This is a genomic window from Campylobacter sp. CFSAN093249, from assembly GCF_011067895.1.
GTDB lineage: Bacteria > Campylobacterota > Campylobacteria > Campylobacterales > Campylobacteraceae > Campylobacter_D > Campylobacter_D jejuni.
The window spans coordinates 223,705-245,635 of sequence record NZ_JAAMWM010000004.1 but is presented as its reverse complement, the minus strand read 5'-3'; the positions used below and the strand labels follow the sequence as shown (position 1 = coordinate 245,635).

24 protein-coding genes and 1 tRNA gene are annotated in these 21,931 nt (G+C 31.3%); 21 read left to right on the top strand and 4 right to left on the bottom strand.

Annotated elements, in window-relative coordinates:
- Positions 1-25: 25 nt before the first annotated feature.
- Positions 26-787: an IclR family transcriptional regulator gene (locus tag FBF10_RS03565; protein WP_002793545.1), complete on the bottom strand. Its 762-nt coding sequence runs from the start codon at positions 785-787 to the stop codon at positions 26-28.
- 229 nt (positions 788-1,016) lie between these two features.
- Here FBF10_RS03565 and FBF10_RS03560 point away from each other — a divergent pair, with 229 nt between their 5' ends.
- The 21 genes from FBF10_RS03560 (at position 1,017) to FBF10_RS03460 (ending at position 18,946) form a co-directional block, all read left to right on the top strand.
- Entirely contained in the window at positions 1,017-1,925 is a 909-nt protein-coding gene (locus FBF10_RS03560) for a dihydrodipicolinate synthase family protein (RefSeq protein WP_002888153.1), read from the top strand.
- Positions 1,922-2,185 carry a UxaA family hydrolase gene (locus FBF10_RS03555; protein WP_002888151.1) on the top strand — a complete coding sequence of 88 codons (264 nt, stop codon included), beginning with the start codon at positions 1,922-1,924 and terminating at the stop codon, positions 2,183-2,185. The genes FBF10_RS03560 and FBF10_RS03555 overlap by 4 nt, the downstream gene beginning before the upstream one ends.
- Before the next feature lie 2 nt (positions 2,186-2,187).
- Complete coding sequence (locus FBF10_RS03550; RefSeq protein WP_002837600.1) at positions 2,188-3,354, top strand: UxaA family hydrolase; 1,167 nt, start codon at positions 2,188-2,190, stop codon at positions 3,352-3,354.
- Between the two features lie 11 nt (positions 3,355-3,365).
- Entirely contained in the window at positions 3,366-4,652 is a 1,287-nt protein-coding gene (locus tag FBF10_RS03545; protein ID WP_057033309.1) for an MFS transporter, read from the top strand.
- Positions 4,653-5,441: an SDR family oxidoreductase gene (locus FBF10_RS03540; RefSeq protein ID WP_002825115.1), complete on the top strand. Its 789-nt coding sequence runs from the start codon at positions 4,653-4,655 to the stop codon at positions 5,439-5,441.
- 10 nt (positions 5,442-5,451) lie between these two features.
- Positions 5,452-6,708, top strand: a complete 1,257-nt coding sequence (gene fucP / locus FBF10_RS03535; protein WP_002868189.1) for an L-fucose:H+ symporter permease — start codon at positions 5,452-5,454, stop codon at positions 6,706-6,708.
- On the top strand, positions 6,692-7,462 hold the full coding sequence (locus FBF10_RS03530; RefSeq protein WP_002837605.1) for an amidohydrolase: 771 nt from the start codon (positions 6,692-6,694) through the stop codon (positions 7,460-7,462). The genes fucP and FBF10_RS03530 overlap by 17 nt, the downstream gene beginning before the upstream one ends.
- A complete protein-coding gene (locus tag FBF10_RS03525; protein WP_002837607.1) occupies positions 7,463-7,780 on the top strand; it encodes an L-rhamnose mutarotase in 318 nt (105 codons plus the stop codon). It abuts the gene before it with no gap.
- Between the two features lie 13 nt (positions 7,781-7,793).
- Positions 7,794-9,233: an aldehyde dehydrogenase gene (aldA, locus tag FBF10_RS03520; RefSeq protein ID WP_002859043.1), complete on the top strand. Its 1,440-nt coding sequence runs from the start codon at positions 7,794-7,796 to the stop codon at positions 9,231-9,233.
- Between the two features lie 327 nt (positions 9,234-9,560).
- Positions 9,561-9,947, top strand: coding sequence for a 30S ribosomal protein S12 (gene rpsL, locus FBF10_RS03515; protein ID WP_002782934.1), 387 nt, complete (start codon positions 9,561-9,563; stop codon positions 9,945-9,947).
- Between the two features lie 69 nt (positions 9,948-10,016).
- Positions 10,017-10,487: a 30S ribosomal protein S7 gene (gene rpsG, locus FBF10_RS03510; protein WP_002779471.1), complete on the top strand. Its 471-nt coding sequence runs from the start codon at positions 10,017-10,019 to the stop codon at positions 10,485-10,487.
- 12 nt (positions 10,488-10,499) lie between these two features.
- Positions 10,500-12,575, top strand: coding sequence for an elongation factor G (gene fusA, locus FBF10_RS03505; RefSeq protein ID WP_002797112.1), 2,076 nt, complete (start codon positions 10,500-10,502; stop codon positions 12,573-12,575).
- Positions 12,576-12,603: 28 nt separating this feature from the next.
- Positions 12,604-12,680: transfer RNA gene (locus FBF10_RS03500), tRNA-Arg, on the top strand.
- 17 nt (positions 12,681-12,697) lie between these two features.
- Positions 12,698-12,847: a hypothetical protein gene (locus FBF10_RS03495; protein ID WP_002854981.1), complete on the top strand. Its 150-nt coding sequence runs from the start codon at positions 12,698-12,700 to the stop codon at positions 12,845-12,847.
- Between the two features lie 5 nt (positions 12,848-12,852).
- The gene (locus FBF10_RS03490; protein ID WP_002854777.1) at positions 12,853-13,554 is read left to right on the top strand and encodes a tRNA1(Val) (adenine(37)-N6)-methyltransferase; all 702 of its coding nucleotides are present in this window, start codon (positions 12,853-12,855) and stop codon (positions 13,552-13,554) included.
- Positions 13,544-13,918, top strand: coding sequence for a YkgJ family cysteine cluster protein (locus FBF10_RS03485; protein ID WP_002855009.1), 375 nt, complete (start codon positions 13,544-13,546; stop codon positions 13,916-13,918). Before FBF10_RS03490 ends, FBF10_RS03485 begins: the two co-directional genes overlap by 11 nt.
- Positions 13,891-15,168 carry a lipoprotein gene (locus FBF10_RS03480; RefSeq protein WP_002855132.1) on the top strand — a complete coding sequence of 426 codons (1,278 nt, stop codon included), beginning with the start codon at positions 13,891-13,893 and terminating at the stop codon, positions 15,166-15,168. Before FBF10_RS03485 ends, FBF10_RS03480 begins: the two co-directional genes overlap by 28 nt.
- The gene (gene trpC / locus FBF10_RS03475) at positions 15,165-15,941 is read left to right on the top strand and encodes an indole-3-glycerol phosphate synthase TrpC (RefSeq protein WP_002854779.1); all 777 of its coding nucleotides are present in this window, start codon (positions 15,165-15,167) and stop codon (positions 15,939-15,941) included. The genes FBF10_RS03480 and trpC overlap by 4 nt, the downstream gene beginning before the upstream one ends.
- A 9-nt stretch (positions 15,942-15,950) precedes the next feature.
- Positions 15,951-16,436 (top strand): HIT domain-containing protein, encoded by a 486-nt coding sequence (locus tag FBF10_RS03470; protein WP_002854919.1) that lies wholly within the window; start codon positions 15,951-15,953, stop codon positions 16,434-16,436.
- Positions 16,426-17,424, top strand: coding sequence for a tRNA 2-selenouridine(34) synthase MnmH (gene mnmH / locus FBF10_RS03465; protein ID WP_024266087.1), 999 nt, complete (start codon positions 16,426-16,428; stop codon positions 17,422-17,424). The genes FBF10_RS03470 and mnmH overlap by 11 nt, the downstream gene beginning before the upstream one ends.
- 286 nt (positions 17,425-17,710) lie before the next feature.
- Positions 17,711-18,946, top strand: a complete 1,236-nt coding sequence (locus tag FBF10_RS03460; protein WP_002875581.1) for an ammonium transporter — start codon at positions 17,711-17,713, stop codon at positions 18,944-18,946.
- 59 nt (positions 18,947-19,005) lie between these two features.
- On the opposite strand, the gene hemH is transcribed toward FBF10_RS03460, so the two are convergent.
- From hemH to FBF10_RS03445, 3 genes are read right to left on the bottom strand one after another with little or no spacing between them, the layout of a single operon-like run.
- The gene (gene hemH, locus FBF10_RS03455; RefSeq protein ID WP_002859048.1) at positions 19,006-19,917 is read right to left on the bottom strand and encodes a ferrochelatase; all 912 of its coding nucleotides are present in this window, start codon (positions 19,915-19,917) and stop codon (positions 19,006-19,008) included.
- On the bottom strand, positions 19,914-20,780 hold the full coding sequence (locus tag FBF10_RS03450) for a Gfo/Idh/MocA family oxidoreductase (RefSeq protein WP_002889199.1): 867 nt from the start codon (positions 20,778-20,780) through the stop codon (positions 19,914-19,916). Before FBF10_RS03450 ends, hemH begins: the two co-directional genes overlap by 4 nt.
- Before the next feature lie 4 nt (positions 20,781-20,784).
- Positions 20,785-21,858, bottom strand: a complete 1,074-nt coding sequence (locus FBF10_RS03445; protein WP_002868051.1) for a DegT/DnrJ/EryC1/StrS aminotransferase family protein — start codon at positions 21,856-21,858, stop codon at positions 20,785-20,787.
- Positions 21,859-21,931 lie beyond the last annotated feature (73 nt).

The window sequence follows — 21,931 nt, the reverse complement described above, 5'->3', positions numbered from 1 at the left end:
TATTTTATAGCCCTTCGGGGCTATATTAATACAGTGTATCTAAATCATTAAAATAAATTTTTAAAACTTTTTCTATTTTATTTTTTTCTTCTAGAAGTATTTTTTTATTTTTTTCTCTAAAAGCTTTATTAGAGCAATAAATTAGATAAGATATACTAATGGCAGCAATTATTTTATTTTTATGTTCTATGCCTATAGCCATACATTCAATTTGAGGATTCATTTCTCCAATTTCTATGGCAATTTTTTCTTTTTTAATTTGTTTGATTTGTTGATAGAGTTCATTTATATTATTTAAGGTGTTTTCTGTAATTTTATCAAAATTTTTAGGATAAAGTTTTTCTAATTCCTTTTTATTTTTATTTGATAGTAAGGCTTTGCCTAAAGATGTTGCATAAGCAGGATACGAAGTGCCTATAAAAGATTTTAATTGTACTGTATTATTGGCATCAATTTTTTCTAAATAAAGCACATTTCCATCTTTTAAAATTCCCATTTGACAAGTTTGATTGGTTAAATTTCTTATATTTTTCATATGCTTTTTGATTATTTCAAAAATATTATTTTCATTTTTTATATTACATCCTAATTCTATAATCTTAAAATCCAAATAATAACTTTTATTTTTTAAATCACATTTGATATATTTTTTTTCTTGAAGAGTTTGTAAAATAGGCCAAAGAGTTCCAGCAGGAATGTTTAATTTTTTAGCTATAGCACTTAAGGTAAGCTTTTCTTTTGCAAGTAATTCTAGAATATTTAACACTCTAAGAGTGGGCTGATGCATATTGTCTTTATCCTTGTTTTATTTTTATAAATTTTAGCATATTTTTTACTTTTAGTAACATAAAATCATAATTTTTATTATTTATTAATTTTAATATTTTTTTGTAAAAATTGGCAGTTAATAAGAATAAAATACGAATTTTTACCAAGTTAACAGCTTGATTTTTTTACAAATATTTTGTTATATTTTTTGTATATAAATATATTTTTGTATATACGAAAGGAAAAAAATGGGAATTTTAAAAGGAACTTTACCGGCTTTACTTACTCCATATAAAGATGATGGAAGTATCAATGAAAAAGAATTTATTCGCTATTGTGAATTTGGTATTTCTAAAGGCTTGAACGGATTGTTTTGTAATGGAAGTGCAGGGAATTCTCAAGCTTTGAGCGTGGAAGAGCAAGTTAAGTTAATGAAACTCACCAAAAAGGCTACAAAAAATAATATACCTATCATCACGGGTATTACCTCGACAATTTATGAAAACACTTTTATTTTGGCGCAAAAAGCTTATGAATTAGGTCTTGATGCCTTATTACTTGCTATGCCTTATTATTATAAATTGAGTGAAGATGCACTTTTTGAATATGTAAAATATTTAGCTTCTGAAGTGAAACTTCCCTTATATGTTTATAATATACCTCTTTTTGCACCAGCACTAAGCTTAAAATTTATAGAAAAGGTTTCAAAGCTTGATAATGTTGTGGGTATAAAAGATAGTAGCGGAGATGCTTTGCTTTTAAATCATATTTTAGATGTAGTACCTAGTAATTTTGATGTTTTTGTAGGAAGAGAAGAATTTTATGTAGGTGCATTATTAGCAGGTGCAAAAGGTTCTATGACTAGCATAGGTGGAGTTTTTCCAGAACTTATGAGCGAAATTTACAAATCAATCAATGAAAAAAATATAGGCAGAGCTTTGCTAATACAAAAAAGTTTATTAAAGGCCATAAGATTTGGTATGAGCATAGCTTTTCCTATGGGTTTTGCTTTGCTTTTAAAGGCCAGAGGATTTGAATTTGTAAATGCTAGTATTCATCCTTTATCACCTGCTACAAAAGAAGAATTAAACACTCGCTTTGATGAAGCAAAAGAGCTTATTAAAACTATAGAAAAAGAAACAGGTATAAAACTATGAAAGGATATATTATAGTCAATGAAAAAGATAATGTTGCCACAGCTTTGCGTGACTTTAAAAAAGGCGAAAAAGTGACAAATATTGAGCTTTTAAATGATATTGCAAGCGGACATAAATTTGCACTAAAGGATATAAAAAAAGATGAAATTATTATCAAATACGCAGAAGCTATAGCTAGTGCAAGTTGCGATATTAGTACAGGGGAATGGGTGCATATCCATAATACTGCGGGAATTAGAGGTCGTGGAGATAAGGAATGAAAATGAAAAAGATAATGGGTTATAGAAGGGAAGATGGAAAATTTGGCTTAAGAAATAAAGTTATTATCATACCAAGTGTACATTGTGCTAATAAAGTGTGTGAAAATATAGCTAGAAAATGTAATGGAGCAGTTTATATCAACCATCAGCATGGTTGCTCCCAGCTTGAATTTGATGCTTTACAAACTAGAGATGTTTTAATAGGTCATGGGAGCAATGCCAATGTTTTTGGTGTTTTAATTATAGGGCTTGGTTGTGAGGTAATACAAGCCAAAGCAGTAGCAGAAAAAATCAAAGAAGCAACGCCTTATAAAAAGGTTGAATATTTAGTGATACAAGAATGTGGTGGTAGTAAAAATACCATTGAAAATGGTATCAAAATAGTCAATGAAATGCTTGAAAGTGCTGCAAAATTACAAAAAAGTGAAGGAGATTTCAGTGATTTGATTTTAGGCACAGAATGCGGTGGAAGTGATAGCTATAGCGGACTTAGTGCTAATCCTGCTTTAGGAAGTTTGAGTGATTTTGTAATCGATGAGGGTGGTGCGGTAATTTTAGCAGAAACTACAGAACTTATAGGTTGTGAAGCCATACTAGCTAAGAGAGCAAAAAACGATGAAATAGCTAAAAAGGTATATGATAAGATTTTAGCTTATGAGAATTTAGTCAAATCTTTTCATGCTGATATTCGAGGAGCAAATCCTAGCCCAGGAAATATGGCAGGCGGGCTTAGTACTATAGAGGAAAAATCTTTAGGCTGTGTTTATAAGGCAGGAACTAGAACCTTAATGGATGTGATTGATTATGCTAAGCCTGTAGTTTCTAAAGGTTTAACTTTTATGAATACACCAGGCAATGATATAGAACAACTTAGTGCTATGGTTGCAGGTGGAGCAAATATTTGTGTTTTTACTACAGGTCGTGGCACTCCAACGGGTTCTGCTATCGTACCTACTATCAAAATGAGTTCTAATACTTTTTGTTATGAAAATATGAATGATGCTATTGATATTAACGCAGGAAGCATTATAGATGGGGTAAAAACAAAAGAAGAAGTGCGTGATGAGCTTATAGAATTAATCGTGCGAATTTCAGATGGAGAATTGGTAAAAGCAGAGCTTAACGAGCAAAATGATTTTTCAGTTTGGAGACTTGCTACAACTTGTTAAAGGGTAAAGTGATGAAACATGCAAATTCAATAAAGTTAGAGTTAGTATGTAAAAAAATATCTTGGCGTATTTTGCCTTTGATTGTTTTGATGTTTTGTCTTTCTATGCTTGATAGGACAAATATTAGCTTTGTGAAATCTCATATAGAAATTGATGCAGGCATCGGTGAGGCTGCTTATGCTTTGGGTGCTGGAATATTTTTTATAGGTTATGCCATTTTTGAAGTGCCTTCAAATTTATTTTTGCATAAATTAGGAGCAAAAATTTGGTTGAGCCGTATAATGATCACTTGGGGTCTTGTAACTATGGCAATGATTTTTATACAAGGAGAAATAAGTTTTTATGTATTAAGATTTTTATTGGGTTTAACTGAAGCAGGTTTTAGTCCAGGCATTATTTTATACCTTAGTTATTTTTTCCCAGCTATATATCGATCTAAGGCTTATGAAATTTATCAAATGGGAGTTCCAATTGCTTTTGTTTTTGGTTCTTTAATTAGCGGTTTTATACTTGATTATACACCAAATATATATTTTAAAAATTGGCAATGGATGTTTTTAATAGAAGGAGGTATTACCGTTTTAGTAGGTATTTTTTGTTTATTTTATCTTGATTCACATCCAAAAGATGCAAAATGGTTAGATATAAAAGAAAAAGATATTTTGCTAAAATATATTGAAATTTCCAATACTAAAGCTAAGGATTATTCTATAAAAGATATTTTTAAAAGTATTTTGGTGTGGAAATTTGTATTTGTTTATTTTTGTATTCAATTAAGTGTTTATGGAGTGCTTTTTTATTTACCAAGTAAAATTGCCCAAATATTGCAAATAAATGTAGGTTTTGAAGTTGGACTTTTAAATGCCATACCTTGGATTTTTGTTTTTATCGCCTTGCCAATATTTACCTCATTGGCTGATAAAAAACATTCTTGGAATTTACATGCGATTTTATTTTTACTGCTAGCAAGTTTGAGCATGATAGCTTCAACTTTTGTTACAAATTTGGCGGCATTTTTATTTTTTATTAGCTTGGCTGCTATAGGTTTTATAGTCATTCAGCCTATATTTTGGAATTTGCCAACTCAAGTTTTAAAAGGAAAAGGAGCCGCGGCTGCTATTGCTCTTATAGGATCCTTGGGAAATTTAGGAGGTTTTGTAGCTCCTACTTTAAAAACATATATAGAAAATCATTTTGGAGTTGAGTTTGGACTTATAGTGTTAGCATTGATAGCAATTTTAGGTGTATTGGTATTAATACATTTAAAAATAACTTTAAATTTAGATAAAGGAGAATAAATGGATTTAAAAATTAAAAATAAGGTTTGTATTATTACAGGAGGGGCTAAAGGTATTGGGTATGGTATTGCTAAATTATGGGCAAGCGAAGGCGGAATTCCTGTAATTTTTTCAAGATCTATGCCTAAAGAGCACGATAAAGAATTAAAAAAATTATCTAGTGAGTATGAATTTTATGAAATTGATTTAAAAAATTATGAGCAAATTGAAAAGCTTGTAAAAAAAGTTGCTATCAAACATGGTGGAATCTATGCTCTTGTAAATAATGCAGGTACAAATGATAATTTACATATTGAAAATACAAGTACTCAAGATTTGATAAAATCTTATGAAAATAATCTTTTTCATTATTATACTATGACCAAAGAATGTTTGCCTTACATTAAAAAAGAACAAGGCAGTATTTTAAATATAGTGAGTAAAACAGGCATCACAGGACAAGGAAGAACTTCAGCTTATGCTTCGGCCAAAGCGGCTCAAATGGGTTTTACTAGAGAATGGGCTTGTGCTTTTGCTAAGGATAATGTTAGGGTAAATGCTATAGCTCCTGCTGAAGTTATGACTCCTCTTTATGAAAAATGGCTGCAAAATTTTCCTAATCCTAAAGAGCAATATGAAAAAATCGCAAAAGCTATACCTTTAGGCCATCGTTTTACTACCATAGAGGAAATTGCAAATACAGCGGTTTTTACACTTAGTCCCCTTGCTTCACATACTACAGGGCAAATTTTAATGCCAGATGGAGGTTATGTGCATTTAGATAGAGCATTAAATTGGGATGAAAACTAAGGAGTAAAAAATGACTGATTCTAAAAATATAAAAATAGCTATTGTTTTGGTAACTTCTCTTTTCTTTTTATGGGGAGTAAGCTATGGACTTATTGATGTGATGAATAAAAATTTTCAAAATCATCTTCATATTAGCCAGCATGAAAGTGGTTTTTTACAGTTTGCTTATTTTGGTGCTTATTTTATCATAGCCTTACCCGCAGGTTATATAGCCAATAGATTTTCTTATAAAATGGGAATCATTTTTGGCTTAGCTCTTTATGCCATAGGAGCTTTGCTTATTATACCTGCTACAAATTTGGCTTCTTTTCATTTGTTTTTGTTTGCGTTTTTTATTTTAGCTTGTGGTATTGGTTCTTTAGAAACTAGTGCAAATCCCTACATGACAAAGCTTGGTGATGAAAAAAATGCGAGTTTTAGAATCAATGCTGCGCAAAGTTTTAATGGTTTGGGGCAATTTGTAGGACCTATTATAGGCGGAGCTTTATTTTTATCTATTACTAAACAAGAAGAGGGTGCGAGTAAAGAGCAAATCGAGGCTGCATTGGTAGCTAATATGGGAAATGTCCAGCTTGTTTATATAGGAATTGCTGTCATTGTTATTTTGATTTTAATTGCTTTTGTTGCAAATAAGCTTCCAGAAGGAAGTGCGGTAAGTGATGATTATAAGCAAAAAGATGATTCTAAGCCCATATATGTTTTTAAACACAGACATTTTAACTTAGGGCTTTTAGCGCAGTTTTTGTATATAGCCAATCAAGTTGCAGCAGGAGCTTTTTTTATCAATTATGTTGTAGAACATAATGAAGGTTTAAAAGATGCGCAAGGTGCTTATTATTTTTCTATAGCTTTGGTTGCATTTATGCTAGGGCGCATTGTTTCTACTCCTTTGATGAAGATAATCAAAGGTGAAAAAATTTTAGGATTTTATTCTCTAATCAATGTGCTTATATGCTTTAGCTTGTATTTTGCTAGCGGGTTTTTTAGCATAGTGCTTTTAATAGCTTTATTTTTCTTTATGTCTATTTCTTTTCCTACTATTTTTGCGGTAGCAACAAAAAATTTACCTTTAAATCAAGTAAAACTAGGCGGTTCTTTGCTTGTGATGAGCATAGTAGGTGGAGCAATTATGCCTATAATTATAGGTTTTATTAATGATCATTATGGTACAGGCGCTGGGTATTTAGCAATGGCACCTTTGTTTTTATATGTGGCTTGGTATGGCTTTATAGGCTCAAAAGTGAGAAAAAATGCAAAAGATTTTTGATGCTCATCTACACCTTTGGGATTTGGAAAAAATACCTATTTCATGGATAAAAGACGATGAAAAATTAGAGCAAAATTATGATTTTTTTAGGATGAAACAAGAATATAAAGAATTTGAATTTATAGGTGCTATGTATGTTGAGGTTAATAGTGATGATTTAGAAAAGGAAGCTTTGTTTGCTTTGGAGCAAAAAAAGCTTCATAATCTTTTGTTTTGTTTAGCGGATTTTAAGCATAAAGAAGAGCTTAGTTCTTTTAGGGAAGTAATGCACACGAGCAAAAAAGGAGCTAAAAGACTATTTGAAGCAGACTTTGAAGAAAAAATAGAAATTTTAAAAACTTTCAATATACCTTTTGAGGCTTGTATTAAAAATGAAGAGCTTGGTTTTTTAGAAAAATTTTTAAGTAAAAATCCAAATTTAAAAGTGGTTTTAAATCATCTAGGAAGTCCAAAAATAAATCGTTTAAATGAATACAAAAAAGATTTAAGTTTTTTGAAAAAATTTCAAAATTTATATATCAAGCTTTCTATTCCTGATGGTTTTTCGCAAGAAACTCCTAAGGAATTTATTTTTGAGCTTTTTGCTTTTTTAAAAGAAAATTTTAGTGAGAATAAATTTATATTTGGGAGCAATTATCCAGTGGCAAAGATAACTCCAGCTAAGTGGGCCAAGCTTATTATAGAGAGTAAAATTTTTGATGATCTAGATAAAATATTTTACAAAAATGCTTTATTAATTTATAAAGGAGGATGAATGCAAAGATACGGTCAAATCATAAAAATAAAAAAAGAAAAAATAGAAGAATACAAAGAGCTTCACACAAAGCCTTATGAAGGGGTTTGTGAGATGATTAAGGAATGCAATATACAAAATTATTCCATTTATTTGTTTGGGGAATATTTATTTGCATATTTTGAATATATAGGTGCTGATTTTGAAGCAGACATGGCTAAAATGGCAAGAGATGAAAGCACACAAAAATGGTGGAAAGTAACAGATCCTTGTCAAATATCTTTAGGCTATGCAGGACAAAAATGGCTAAATATGGAAGAAGTATTTCACTTAGACTAAAAAAGGAGAAAAAATGACAACTTATTTAAATTATATTGATGGAAAGTTTATCCCACATAATGGAGAATTTATCGAAGTTTTAAATCCAGCTACCAAAGAAGTGATTTCAAGAGTAGCTAGCGCTTCTTTAGAAGATACTAAAAGAGCGATTGAAGCAGCCAAAAAAGCACAAAAAGTTTGGGAGGCTAAACCAGCGATTGAAAGAGCAAATCATTTAAAAGAAATAGCTAGTTTAATACGCAAAAATGCTAATTTCTTAACCGAAGTTTTAATGCAAGAGCAAGGAAAAACCAGAGTTTTGGCTAGCATAGAGATTAATTTTACAGCAGATTATATGGATTATACGGCCGAATGGGCTAGAAGATATGAGGGTGAAATCATACAAAGTGATAGAGCTAATGAACATATATATTTATATAAAAGTGCTATTGGGGTAATTGGTGGAATTTTACCTTGGAATTTTCCATTTTTCTTAATCGCAAGGAAGATGGCACCTGCTTTACTAACAGGAAATACTATTGTTATAAAGCCAAGCAGTGAAACTCCAAACAATGCTTTTGAATTTGCAAAGCTTGTTTCGCAAAGTTCTTTGCCAAAAGGTGTATTTAATTTGGTTGCAGGTAAAGGCAGTGTAGTAGGACATGAATTATCAAGCAATGAAAATATAGGTATGGTAAGTCTTACTGGAAGTGTTGAAGCAGGGATTAGAGTAATGGAAGCTGCGGCTAAAAATATCATTAAAGTTTCTTTGGAGCTTGGTGGAAAAGCACCGGCTATAGTGTGCAAAGATGCGGATATTGATTTGGCAGTAGAGGCGATTAAGGCAAGTAGAATTTGTAATAACGGACAAGTTTGCAATTGTGCTGAAAGAGCTTATGTGCATACAAGTGTTTATGATGAATTTGTAGATAAATTTGTAAAAGCCATGAGTAAGGTAAGCGTTGGAAATACTTTAAAGGGTGATTTTGATATGGGACCGCTTGTCAATCAAACAGGGGTTGATAATGCTTTAGCAATGCTTCAAAGAGCCACGGATAAAGGAGCAGTTGTAGAATGTGGTGGAAAAATCACCGATACAAGTGGATATTATTTTCCTGCAAGCGTTCTTACTAATGTTAAACACGAAGATGAGATCATGCAAAAAGAAATTTTTGCTCCGATTTTACCTATTGCTAAATTTGATACACTTGATGAAGCTATTGATATGGCAAATGATTGTGAATATGGTCTTACAAGTTCTATTTATACACAAAATTTAGATATAGCAATGAGAGCTAGCAGAGAAATTAAATTTGGTGAAACTTATATTAATCGTGAAAATTTTGAGGCTATGCAAGGTTTTCATGCAGGCTTTAGAAAAAGTGGCATAGGCGGAGCTGATGGAAAACATGGTCTTGAAGAATATTTAGCTACCCATGTGGTATATTTGCAGTATAATACTAATAAACAATGATTTTTATCCTATCTAAATTTTTAGATAGGAGTTATTATAATCTTGGAATCAAGTATGATGCTTTATAACTATGGATTAAACACTTTTTTAGTAATTTCTTAAAATCAATTTTGGAATTTTTCATTTTATCTAAAATGAGTAAGATTATTTTTATAAGTAAAACAATAATTAAAAATTAGTTTATGTTTTATAAATATTAATGTAAATTATGTAGGTTTATTTTATAAAAATTTTTAAAAGCATTTAAATTATTTCTAGTTTATATTTTTGTAAGTAAATTTTAGATATCATCCAAAGTTTATTACATTTTTAAAGAAAGGAATTATTGTGCCTACCATAAATCAATTGGTTAGAAAAGAGCGCAAAAAAGTTTTAGAAAAATCTAAATCTCCAGCGCTTAAAAATTGTCCACAAAGAAGGGGAGTTTGCACTAGGGTTTATACTACAACACCTAAAAAACCAAACTCAGCGTTAAGAAAAGTTGCCAAAGTAAGACTTACTAGTGGCTTTGAAGTGATCAGCTATATCGGCGGTGAAGGTCATAACTTGCAAGAACACAGCATTGTTTTAGTGCGTGGTGGTAGGGTAAAAGACTTACCAGGGGTTAAATATCACATCGTTCGTGGTGCTCTTGATACAGCAGGTGTTGCAAAAAGAACAGTTTCTCGTTCTAAATATGGTGCTAAACGTCCTAAAGCAGGCGCTGCAAAATAATCATTCATACAGACAAATCCGTTAGATTTGATTTTGTTTGAGTAAAATTTAAAATTTGAAGGAAAAATAATGAGAAGAAGAAAAGCTCCGGTAAGAGAAGTCTTGCCTGATCCGATTTATGGTAATAAAGTAATCACAAAATTTATTAATTCTTTAATGTATGATGGTAAAAAAAGCACAGCTACAACAATTATGTATGGTGCTTTGGAAGCTATTGATAAAAAAGGTGGCGAGAAAAAAGGTATTGATATTTTTAATGATGCGATTGAAAATATTAAGCCTTTATTAGAAGTAAAATCTCGTCGTGTAGGTGGTGCAACTTATCAAGTTCCAGTTGAAGTTCGTCCTGCTAGACAACAAGCTTTGGCGATTCGTTGGATTATTTCTTTTGCAAGAAAAAGAAGCGAAAGAACTATGATTGATAAACTTGCAGCTGAGCTTTTAGATGCAGCAAATAGCAAAGGTGCTTCATTTAAGAAGAAAGAAGATACTTATAAAATGGCTGAAGCAAATAAAGCATTTGCTCACTATCGTTGGTAAGAAGGAGTGTGTATGTCAAGAAGTACTCCTTTAAAAAAAGTTAGAAATATCGGTATTGCTGCTCACATTGATGCGGGTAAAACGACTACATCTGAAAGAATTCTTTTCTTTACAGGTATGAGTCATAAAATCGGTGAAGTTCATGATGGTGCTGCAACTATGGACTGGATGGAACAAGAGAAAGAGCGCGGGATTACTATCACTTCTGCGGCTACAACTTGTTTTTGGAAAGATCATCAAATCAATCTTATTGACACTCCAGGCCACGTGGATTTTACAATTGAAGTTGAAAGATCTATGCGTGTTCTTGATGGTGCTGTTGCGGTATTTTGTTCAGTGGGTGGGGTGCAGCCTCAAAGTGAAACAGTTTGGAGACAAGCAAATAAATATGGTGTTCCAAGAATAGTATTTGTAAACAAAATGGATAGAATTGGTGCAAATTTCTACAATGTAGAAGATCAAATTCGCAACCGTTTAAAAGCTAATCCAGTTCCACTTCAAATTCCAATCGGTGCTGAGGATAATTTTAAAGGCGTAATCGATCTTGTAACTATGAAAGCTTTAGTTTGGGAAGATGATACTAAGCCAACGGATTATGTAGAAAAAGAAATTCCGGCTGAACTTAAAGAAAAGGCAGAAGAATATCGCACAAAAATGATAGAAGCAGTTTCTGAAACTTCAGATGAGTTGATGGAAAAATATTTAGGCGGAGAAGAATTAAGCCTTGAAGAGATTAAAACAGGGATTAAAGCAGGATGTTTAAGTCTTTCTATCGTTCCTATGCTTTGCGGTACAGCGTTTAAAAATAAAGGGGTTCAACCTTTACTTGATGCTGTTGTGGCTTATTTACCAGCTCCTGATGAAGTGGCAAATATCAAGGGTGAATATGAAGATGGCACAGAAGTTTCTGTAAAATCAACTGATGATGGCGAGTTTGCAGGACTTGCATTTAAAATTATGACAGATCCATTTGTAGGACAACTTACTTTCGTGCGTGTTTATCGCGGTTGTTTAGAAAGTGGTTCTTATGCTTATAACTCAACTAAAGATAAAAAAGAAAGAATTGGTCGTTTGTTAAAAATGCACTCTAACAAAAGAGAAGAGATTAAAGTGCTTTACGCAGGCGAAATTGGTGCTGTTGTAGGACTTAAAGATACTTTAACAGGGGATACTCTTGTAAGTGAAAAAGATAAGGTAATCCTTGAAAGAATGGATTTTCCAGATCCAGTTATTTCTGTTGCAGTTGAGCCAAAAACTAAAGCAGATCAAGAAAAAATGTCTATTGCTTTAAATAAATTAGCACAAGAAGATCCAAGTTTTAGAGTTTCTACAGATGAAGAAAGTGGCCAAACTATCATTTCAGGTATGGGTGAGTTACACCTTGAAATTATCGTTGATAGAATGCTTCGTGAATTTAAAGTTGAAGCTGAAGTAGGTCAACCACAAGTTGCTTATCGCGAAACTATTAGAAAAACTGTTGAACAAGAATACAAATACGCTAAACAATCAGGTGGTCGTGGTCAGTATGGACATGTATTCTTACGCCTTGAACCACTTGAGCCAGGTAGTGGATATGAATTTGTTAATGATATCAAAGGTGGAGTAATTCCAAAAGAATACATTCCTGCAGTTGATAAAGGTGTTCAAGAAGCATTACAAAATGGTGTTTTAGCAGGTTATCCTGTGGAAGATGTTAAAGTAACTGTTTATGATGGAAGTTATCACGAGGTGGATTCATCTGAGATGGCGTTTAAACTTGCTGCTTCTATGGGCTTTAAAGAAGGTGCTAGAAAAGCAGGTGCTGTGATCTTAGAGCCTATGATGAAAGTTGAAGTAGAAACTCCTGAAGATTACATGGGTGATGTTATTGGAGATCTTAACAAACGCCGTGGTCAAGTAAATAGCATGGATGAGCGTGGTGGAAATAAAATCATCACAGCATTTTGTCCTTTGGCTGAAATGTTTGGTTATTCTACTGATCTTAGAAGTCAAACTCAAGGTCGTGCGACTTATTCTATGGAATTTGATCACTATGATGAAGTTCCTAAAAATGTTGCGGATGAAATCATCAAAAAAAGAAACGGTTAAATTTTTAGCGGGATTTTTCCCGCTTTCTGTCCTCGTAGCTCAGCAGGATAGAGCGCAAAATTCCTAATTTTGAGGCCGTGAGTTCGAATCTCGCCGTGGACACCATTTTATGGGGTGTTATTATGATAAAAATTGCTTTTTTTATAACTTTTGTAATTTCTTTTTTGGCAGCACAAAGCCCAGTAAATTTTAAAGAAGATAATAATATAACAAAAGAACGAAATATATTTAAAGAACAATCTCCAAAACGCATTAAAATTCCAACGCATTAAAATATATGTCAGATCTGATTACGCTAGCACAATTATCACAAGGGTATCGTTACAATAGTGATTCTTTAATTTTAGCTGATTTTATTTTAAAACAAGGAATTAAAGGCGCTGTTTTTGATGTAGGTGCGGGCTGTGGTATCATAGGTATTTTACTTAAAAAAAATATTGCAAATTTAAGTTTATCTTTGATTGATATTCAAAAAGAAAATATAAAATTGATTGAAAAAAATTTAAAATCCAACAAAATACAAGGCGATATTTTTCATGATGATTTTAATCAATTTCAAATCATAAAAAAATTTGACTTCATAGTCTGCAATCCTCCATTTTATAGACAAGGAGCTTACAAGAGTGAAGATCAGCATAAAGCTATAAGTAAATTTCAGGAATTTTTACCCTTGCATAGCTTTTTAGCTAAAACAAATTCTATGCTTAAGCCAAATGGTGCTTTGTATTTTTGCTATGAAGCTTTAGCTTTAGATGAAATTTGTTTTATTTTAAAAGATATGAAAATGAAAATAACAAAGCTTTGCTTTGTACATACACATCAAAACAAAAAAGCAAGACTTGTTTTGATACAGGTAAAAAAAGGTTCAAAATCGCCTTGTGAGATTTTACCTCCTTTTTTTGTATATGAAAATGAAATTTTAAGCAAACAAATGCAAGAAATTCACTTAAGATTTAGGTTAAAAAGTTATGATATTTGATAAAAATTTTTCTTATGCTTTTGATGAAAATGCTTGTGAGAAATGCGGTGGAAAGTGTTGCACTGGAGAAAGTGGCAATATTTTTGCGAGCAAGGAAGAATTAGAAGCATTAAGAAAGCATTTAAATTTAGAAAGCAAAGAATTTGCTGAAAAATACTTGAGAAAAGTGGGCTTTAAAATGAGTTTTAAGGAAGTCGAATGTGAAGATGGTTTTGCTTGCATTTTTTTTGATACTCAAAAAAGAAATTGTAGTATCTACGATTTTCGTCCAAAACAATGCAGAACTTTTCCATTTTGGGAATATTTTAAAACACATCAAAAGGAATTAGAAAAAGAATGTATAGGTATTTGTTATTTGTCTTAGCAGCCTTTTTTTTGGCAGCTTGTGGAAGTTCAAAAATCAATGTTGTTTATCCTGATTATACAAAATATAAAAGCAATGATTTTGATTTAAGGGTTATGAAGGCTTATAATTATGAGTATTATAAACAATACAAAGAAGCCAGAGATGAATTTTTAAGTCTTTATCAAGATTATAATAATACTAATTTTTTAGAAAATGCATTTTTACTTACTTTAGCAAACAATCTTGACAAGCAAGCAGAGTTAGATAATCTAGCAAAGCCTTATTTAAATCAAAATGACAATCTTAAGCGACTTAGTGCTCTTTATGCTTTAAATTCAAATGATATCAACAATGCTCAAAAACTTATGAAAGAGCTTTTAACAAAAAAGGATAGTGATCCTAGAAATTTAGAGCTTTATGGTGATATTTTGGTTAAAAAAAATGATTTAAAAAATGCTACAAAATACTATAGATCTGCTTATAATCAAGTGCAAAATGAAGAAATTTTATTTAAACTCATAGGAATTTATGCGATTTTGAATGATACTTTAAATATTAAAAATGTTTTAGAATTTTCAAGAAAAACCAATGGTTGCACTCTCAAAACTTGCGTCTTGCTTGCTAAAATTTATTTTGATGAAAAAAATATCGAAGCTTTAAAAAGTATATATAAAGAGCTTTATCAACTTACCAAAAATAAAAGTTTTGTATTGGCTTTAGTTGAGCTTTTAAATTCTCAAGGCAAAACAGAAGAAGCTTTAAAAATTTCTTTGCAGTATGATTTAGATGATGACATTAAACTCGCTTTGTATCAGAATTTAAAACGCTTTGATGATGCTAAAAAAATGAGTTTAGCTCTTTATCATAAAACAAAAAATAAAGAATATCTTCTACGAGCGGCAGTTTTTGAATTTGAAGCTGCAAATGAAGCTAAAAAAATCACTCCAAAAGTAATTGATTCTGTAAAAGAAAAATTCGAACAGGCTATCGATAAAGATAGCAATGCTTTGTATTTAAACTACTATGGATATTTGCTTATAGATTATGATTTAGATGTTAAAAAAGGTATAGAGCTTGTGAAACTTGCCTTAGAAAAAGATCCACAGAATTTGTATTATTTAGATTCTTTAGCTTGGGGGTATTATAAACTAGGCGATTGTAAGCAAGCATGGGAAATTTTAAAACAAACATTAGATGATAAAGAATTTGCAAATTCTGATGAGAGCAAAGCTCATATAAAAGCGATAAAGGCGTGTATAAAACCATGATATTGGATAAAATTTTTGAAAAAACAAAAGAAGATTTAAAAGAACGCAAACTAAAACTTCCTTATGATATGTTAGGGCGTTCTTTAGCTTCAAATCCTTTCTTTCCAAAAGATGTGATTAAGGCTTTAAAAAGAGTAGAAAAAGAAGTTAAAATCATAGCAGAAGTAAAAAAAGCAAGCCCTAGCAAGGGAGTCATTAGAGAAGACTTTGATCCTTTGAGTATCGCTTTAAATTATGAGAAGAACAAAGCTGCGGCGATTTCTGTTTTAACTGAGCCGCATTTTTTTAAAGGTTCTTTAGAATACTTAAGTCTTATACGCCGTTATACGCAAATTCCTTTACTTAGAAAAGATTTTATCTTTGATGAGTATCAAATTTTAGAAGCTTTGGTTTATGGGGCGGATTTTGTATTATTAATCGCTAAAATGCTAAGCATGAAAGAGCTTAAAAAACTGCTTGAGTTTGCAAGACATTTAGGTCTTGAGGCTTTGGTTGAAATTCATGATAAAGAGGATTTGAGTAAGGCTATTTTTGCTGGAGCGGATATCATTGGTATCAATCATCGTAATTTAGAGGATTTTACTATGGATATGAGTTTGTGCGAAAAACTTATCCCACAAATCCCAAATTCAAAAATCATCATCGCAGAAAGTGGTTTAGAAAATAAAGAATTTTTAGAGCATTTGCAAAATTTAGGCGTTGATGCTTTTTTAATCGGCGAATATTTTATGCGCGAAAAAGATGAAGGAAAGGCTTTAAAAGCTTTGCTTTAAGGAGGGAAAATGCAGTATTTGTATGCACCATGGCGGAGTGAGTATTTTGAAAAAGAAAAAAGCATTTGTCCATTTTGTGATTGTGCTAATAAGATCAAAAGCGATGAAGAATTAGGCGTGATTTTTAGAGCAAAGCATTGTTTTGGAGTGATGAACCGCTATCCTTATTCTGCAGGGCATTTTATGGTGATTCCTTATATACATGAAGAGCATATAGAAAATTTAAGTGATGAAATTTGGCAAGAAATGAGTTATTTTGTGCGTTTGGGGGTAAAAATTTTAAAAGAGCAAATTCATGCAAATGGAGTGAATATCGGTATGAATTTAAGCAAGGATGCAGGAGCTGGCATAGCTTTTCATTGTCATTATCATCTAGTGCCACGCTGGTCAGGAGATACAAATTTTATCACAACCATAGGAGAAACTAGGGTTTGTGGCACTAATATAGAGCAAGTTTATCAAAAACTTGTTTTGGCTTTTAAAAATGCTCAGTGAAGTTGAATTTGTAGAGTTTCAAAAAGAAAATTTCTCTTTTTTAATCGATGCAAGAAGCCCTAGAGAATTTTTGCATTCTCACTTGATAGGAGCTTTAAATTTTTATGCACTCAATGATGAAGAATATCAAGAAATAGGAACAATTTATAAGAAAAATCAAGCTTTAGCTAAGGCTATGGGTGCGAGTTATATTTGTCAAAATACCGCTAAGCATATATTAGAAATCACTCAAAATTTTCGCATAGGAGAAAAGGTGGGGATTTATTGTTCTCGTGGGGGTTTGCGTTCAAAGTCTATCGCAGTGATTTTAAGTGAGCTTGGCTTTAGGGTGGTGCGTTTAAAAGGTGGGTTTAAAGCTTATAGAACTTTTGTAACGCATTATTTCGAAAATGAAATAAATTTTGATTTTTTTGCTCTTTGTGGTAATACAGGTTGTGGAAAAACAGAGCTTTTAGAACAACTCCCACAAGCTATAAATTTAGAAAAAATGGCAAATCATTTAGGCTCGTCTTTTGGTGATATTTTAGGAAAACAACCTACGCAAAAAGCTTTTGAAGCAGAACTTTTTCACAATATTCAAAATTTAGAAAATTTTGCTTTCATAGAAAGCGAAAGTCGCAAAATAGGGGATATTATCTTACCTTTGAAATTTTATGAAAAAATGCAAAAGGCTTTTAAAATTTATTGTTTTTGTTCTTTGGAAAATCGCGTTAGAAGAATACAAAAAATTTATCAAGAAAAAATGACTCCTTTGAAATTTCAACAATGTGTGCAAAAAATCAGTCCTTATATCAGCTTAAATTTACGCCAAGATTTGCTTCAAAGTTATGAGAGAAAAGAATGGCAAAAGCTTATTGTTATGCTTTTGGAGTATTATGATAAAACTTATAAAAAACCAGATAAGATTGATCTTGAGTTAAATACTGATGATATTTTAAAAGCTAAAGAAGAGCTTTTAGGCTATTTTAAAACGCAATTACTTTTTTAATATCAGATAATTTTATTAAATAATCAAATTTTTTCTTCATTATCTTGTAATAATCCTTTTTATCTTTGTTGTTTTTTAACTTGGCTCAAATTTTTATTTTAATGCTAGTAATTTTGAATTATAGAGAAGTAAAATATTTTTTAAAATACCTATTTATAGTAATTTAAGATAAAAAAATAAATTTTGATAAAAAAAATATATAAAATATTTCTTAAATTTATATTTTTTTAAATCATTTTAAATATAATTATCTCGCAATTAAATTTTTGTAAGAAAGGACAGGTAAATGAATGCGATAAATTCAAGTTTTATTGTGTTGTGTACTTTGCTAGTTTTGCTTATGACTCCAGCTTTGGCAATGTTTTATTCAGGTATGGTAAGAAGTAAAAATACTCTTAATACTATAATGAATTGCTTTATTGTTTTTGGTGTTATTACTTTACAATGGGTAGTGCTTGGATTTAGTCTTTCTTTTGGTAAAGATGAAGGACTTGGGCTTGTAGGAAATTTCGAGAATTTCCTCTTAGAGGGTATTAGCGGATACAACGCTTCAGGCGTTCCAAATATTCTTTTTGTGATTTTTCAAATGATGTTTGCACTTATTGCATCTGCCATCATAACAGGCTCTTTGGTGGGAAGAATTAAACTGGGTGTTTTGGTGATATTTCTACTTTTTTGGAGTACTTTAGTTTATGATGTGTTAGCACATATGATTTGGAGCAGTGAGGGATTTTTGCTTAAAAGAGGAAGTCTTGATTTTGCTGGGGGCGGTGTTGTGCATATTAGCTCTGGGGTTGCTGGACTTGTAGGAGCTTTGATGGTAGGCGCTAGAAAAAGTGATGATGAGGATAAAAACGCGCATTCTATTCCTTATGCTTTCTTAGGTGCGATTTTGCTTTTTATAGGATGGTTAGGTTTTAATGCTGGAAGTGCTGGCGAAATGAATGATATTGCTATCAATGCTTTTATAGTAAGTATTATATCAGCAGCTTGCGGCTTTTTATCTTGGGTGGTACTTGAGTGGCTCATCCATAAAAAACCGACTATTTTAGGTGGACTTAGTGGGCTTGTAGCAGGGCTTGTGGGAATTACTCCAGCTTGCGGTTATGTAGATATTTATGCTTCTCTTGTTATAGGGACTTTGTCTTCTGTGTTTTGTTATTTTGGTTTAAGTTTTATTAAATACAAACTCAAATGGGATGATTCTTTAGATGCCTTTTCTTTACATGGAATCGGAGGTATTTGGGGAGGAATTGCCACAGGGTTTTTTGCAAGTGCTAAAGTAAATTCTAATGTGATTGCCCAAAATGCACTCGGCGAGGGATTTTTTATCAGCGGAAGTTTGGAACTTTTAAAAGAGCAAATTTTTGCTATTGTGATTTGTGTGGTTTTGTCAGCTCTTATAAGCTTTGTTATTTTTAAGATTATCTCTTGTTTTACAGACTTAAGAGTAAAAGAAGAAGTAGAGCAAAAAGGCTTAGATGTGAGTTTGCACGGAGAAAAAGCTTATACTTTAGCTTAGTTGGCTAAATTTTTACTAAAAAGTCCTTGTAATCATAAACAAGGACTTCAAAATCATTCTTAATTAAAATCAGACAAATACTTTAAAATAAAGTGGATAAATTCATCACTATCATTTGGGCAAGTGATTAAATCATAATCGCACTTTGCTAAATGTTTATACTCCATACCTAGCTCAAAAATCGTTTCAGAACAATCAATGCAAAAAGAAATAGGGTAAATCAGAGCTTTATCGTTTAAATTTGCCAAAACATCGCTTGTATTTGGTTCAAGCCATTTTACAGGGCCTAGTTTAGACTGATAAGCTAAAATAAATTCATCAAAATGATCTTTTAGCTTTTCTTTTAAAATTTCTACATGATCATTTACATGCTTTTCATATAAATCACCTTTATCAATAATGCTTTGTGGTAAAGAATGCGCTGAAAAAATCAAAATTTTGGCATCAAATTTACTTTTTTTAGCCAAAATGTGCGAAACTATCATCTCGTTATAAAGCTCATTTTTGTAAAAAATATCTATAGTTTTTACTTTTGCTTGAATTTTTTGCTTTGAAATTTCATTTTGCAGAACTTCTAAAGATGAAGTTACTGTGGTGCAAGAATGGTGCGGATAAAGTGGAAAAAGAATGATTTCATCACTTGCATTTAAAGTGTATTTTTGCAAAATTTCTGTGGCAAAAGGAGGAACATAAAGATTTACAAAATCAAATTTAAATTCATCTTGTTTTAAATTAAGCTTGTCACACAGGCTTTGAGTAAGTTCGTTTAAAGGGGATTTTCCGCCCATTTTTTTATAGTTTTCTTGCATGGCTTTAACGCGAGCCTTTGTTATGATCCATGCTACAAATTTTCTTAAAAATCGATTTTTGATTCCTAAAATATAAGGATCATTAAACATATTTTTTAAAAAAACTTCACAATCTTGTAAATTCGTAGCTCCGCCCATATTTAAAAATAAAACTAATTTCACGCAAACCTTTCTAAAATTTCTTGAACTTTGTAAGCATCGCTCGTGCTGGCTAAATGATTGGGTTGATTATCGATAAGTTTTAACAAAGCTTCGTGTTCTGAAAAAAGTGGACTTTGTTGAGTAAGTTCTATAAAATTTCCATCTTTTAATAAAGAAAAGTCATTTAAATTGGCTTCATAAAAATGATTTTTAGTAATAAGATGAATTTTTCTTAGTTTTTGTGTGCTATTCCAACTTTGATGTATGCTAGCAATACATTTTTCAAGCTCACATAGAATAATGCTTTCACTTTCTCTTGTTTGATCTTGGGTGTATTTTTTAAGCAAATTGGTTTTTGTTATTTCTTGTTTGCTTAAAAAACAAAGCAAATCAAGATCATGCACAGCCAAATCTTGCAAAATCCCTACATCGCTGATTCTTTGTGGGTAGGGTGAAAATCTTTGTATGTTAATGCTGATAATTTCTTCATTTTCAAGCTCTTTTTTTAGGGCTAAAACCGCAGGATTAAATCTTTCGCAAAAACCTACACCTACTTTTATGCTGTATTCTTTAGCTAAATTTGAAATTTCGTCTATTTCTTTTAAATTTAGAGCTAAAGGCTTTTCGATTAAAACGCATTTGCATTGTTTAAAAACTTTTTTTGCTATTATTAAATGTGAATTTGTAGGTGTTGCTATGATGATAATATCATTATTTTGATTTAAAAATTTATCCAAATCATCATAAAAAATATCATCAAAAATATTTAGGTTTGGATTTTTGCAAAGATCAAAAAGTGCATTAAGTTTAAAATGAGAATTTTTACTAAGTTCATTTAAGTGGTTTTGCCCCATTTTTCCAAGGCCTATGATACCTATTTTCATGGAATCAATCTTTAAAAATACAAATAACTTGCTCTTGCTCTTCTTCACTTAAAAAAGGTGAAAAAGGCAAAGATAAGATGTGTTCGCTTGCGTATTCTGAATTTTTAAGTTCTAAATTTGAAAACTCACTAAAGCAAGGTTGTTTATGCAAAGGGGTTGGATAGTGTATAGCATAAGGTATATTAGCTTTTTCAAATTTTTGCAATACACTAGCTCTATCTTCAACTAAAACGCTGTATTGTGCATAAGCACTAAAAGCATTTGGATTAATTTGTGGAATTTGGCAGTTTTTTAAATTTGCATTATAAATTTGTGCTAATTTTTGTCTTTTGTCTAATTCTTTTTCTAGGTATTTTAACTTAACATTTAAAATCGCTGCTTGTAAGGTGTCAAGGCGTCCATTTATACCTATAAATTCATGTTTATAACGCTGAGTTTGTCCGTGATTGAGTAAAATTCTTATTTTTTTAGCAATTTCATCATCATGGCAAAAAATAGCCCCGCCATCGCCATAAGCTCCCAAAGGCTTCGAAGGAAAAAAGCTTGTGCATGAAATTTTAGCTATAGAGCAGGATTTTTCTCCTTTGAAACTTGCGCCAAAACTTTGTGCACCATCTTCGATCAAAGTGATATTTTTATCTTTTAAAATTTCTTCTAAAGCCCTTAAATCACTCATTTGTCCAAACATACTCACTGCTATAACAGCTTTAGTTTTTGGAGTTATTGCTTTTTGCACTGCTTTAAAATCAAGATTGTAATTTGATAAATTTATATCTACAAAAACAGGTTTTGCACCTACCAAGGCCACAACTTCAGCTGTTGCTATGAAAGTAAAACTAGGTACTATAACTTCATCATCTTTACCAATATCTAAGACTCTTAAGGCAAGGTATAAAGCACTAGTTCCACTTGAGCAACCTATAGCGTGTTTAACACCTAAGAAATGAGCTAAATTTTGCTCAAATTCGTTAAGCTTTGCACCGCCTATGAAAGAAGAGCTTGATAAAACGCTTTCAATTTCAGCATTGATTTCATCTTTGTATGCGAGATATTGGGCTTGAAGATTGATAAAATTCATAAAAAACCTTAGAGAAATAAAATTAAATAAAAATGTTTATTGTATTTTAGTTTTACTTAATTTAAAGTAATTT

Bases quoted from the DNA above. Each gene is read 5' to 3' on its own strand.
- FBF10_RS03560 (WP_002888153.1), top strand. From the start codon at position 1,017: ATGGGAATTTTAAAAGGAACTTTACCGGCTTTACTTACTCCATATAAA.
- fusA (WP_002797112.1), top strand. From the start codon at position 10,500: ATGTCAAGAAGTACTCCTTTAAAAAAAGTTAGAAATATCGGTATTGCT.
- FBF10_RS03450 (WP_002889199.1), bottom strand. From the start codon at position 20,780: ATGAAAATAGGTATCATAGGCCTTGGAAAAATGGGGCAAAACCACTTA.
- FBF10_RS03445 (WP_002868051.1), bottom strand. From the start codon at position 21,858: ATGAATTTTATCAATCTTCAAGCCCAATATCTCGCATACAAAGATGAA.
- aldA (WP_002859043.1), top strand. From the start codon at position 7,794: ATGACAACTTATTTAAATTATATTGATGGAAAGTTTATCCCACATAAT.
- rpsG (WP_002779471.1), top strand. From the start codon at position 10,017: ATGAGAAGAAGAAAAGCTCCGGTAAGAGAAGTCTTGCCTGATCCGATT.
- FBF10_RS03525 (WP_002837607.1), top strand. From the start codon at position 7,463: ATGCAAAGATACGGTCAAATCATAAAAATAAAAAAAGAAAAAATAGAA.
- FBF10_RS03555 (WP_002888151.1), top strand. From the start codon at position 1,922: ATGAAAGGATATATTATAGTCAATGAAAAAGATAATGTTGCCACAGCT.
- FBF10_RS03460 (WP_002875581.1), top strand. From the start codon at position 17,711: ATGAATGCGATAAATTCAAGTTTTATTGTGTTGTGTACTTTGCTAGTT.
- mnmH (WP_024266087.1), top strand. From the start codon at position 16,426: ATGCTCAGTGAAGTTGAATTTGTAGAGTTTCAAAAAGAAAATTTCTCT.
- FBF10_RS03480 (WP_002855132.1), top strand. From the start codon at position 13,891: ATGTATAGGTATTTGTTATTTGTCTTAGCAGCCTTTTTTTTGGCAGCT.
- FBF10_RS03490 (WP_002854777.1), top strand. From the start codon at position 12,853: ATGTCAGATCTGATTACGCTAGCACAATTATCACAAGGGTATCGTTAC.
- FBF10_RS03540 (WP_002825115.1), top strand. From the start codon at position 4,653: ATGGATTTAAAAATTAAAAATAAGGTTTGTATTATTACAGGAGGGGCT.
- FBF10_RS03485 (WP_002855009.1), top strand. From the start codon at position 13,544: ATGATATTTGATAAAAATTTTTCTTATGCTTTTGATGAAAATGCTTGT.
- FBF10_RS03470 (WP_002854919.1), top strand. From the start codon at position 15,951: ATGCAGTATTTGTATGCACCATGGCGGAGTGAGTATTTTGAAAAAGAA.
- fucP (WP_002868189.1), top strand. From the start codon at position 5,452: ATGACTGATTCTAAAAATATAAAAATAGCTATTGTTTTGGTAACTTCT.
- FBF10_RS03565 (WP_002793545.1), bottom strand. From the start codon at position 787: ATGCATCAGCCCACTCTTAGAGTGTTAAATATTCTAGAATTACTTGCA.
- FBF10_RS03495 (WP_002854981.1), top strand. From the start codon at position 12,698: ATGATAAAAATTGCTTTTTTTATAACTTTTGTAATTTCTTTTTTGGCA.
- FBF10_RS03550 (WP_002837600.1), top strand. From the start codon at position 2,188: ATGAAAAAGATAATGGGTTATAGAAGGGAAGATGGAAAATTTGGCTTA.
- FBF10_RS03545 (WP_057033309.1), top strand. From the start codon at position 3,366: ATGAAACATGCAAATTCAATAAAGTTAGAGTTAGTATGTAAAAAAATA.
- trpC (WP_002854779.1), top strand. From the start codon at position 15,165: ATGATATTGGATAAAATTTTTGAAAAAACAAAAGAAGATTTAAAAGAA.
- FBF10_RS03530 (WP_002837605.1), top strand. From the start codon at position 6,692: ATGCAAAAGATTTTTGATGCTCATCTACACCTTTGGGATTTGGAAAAA.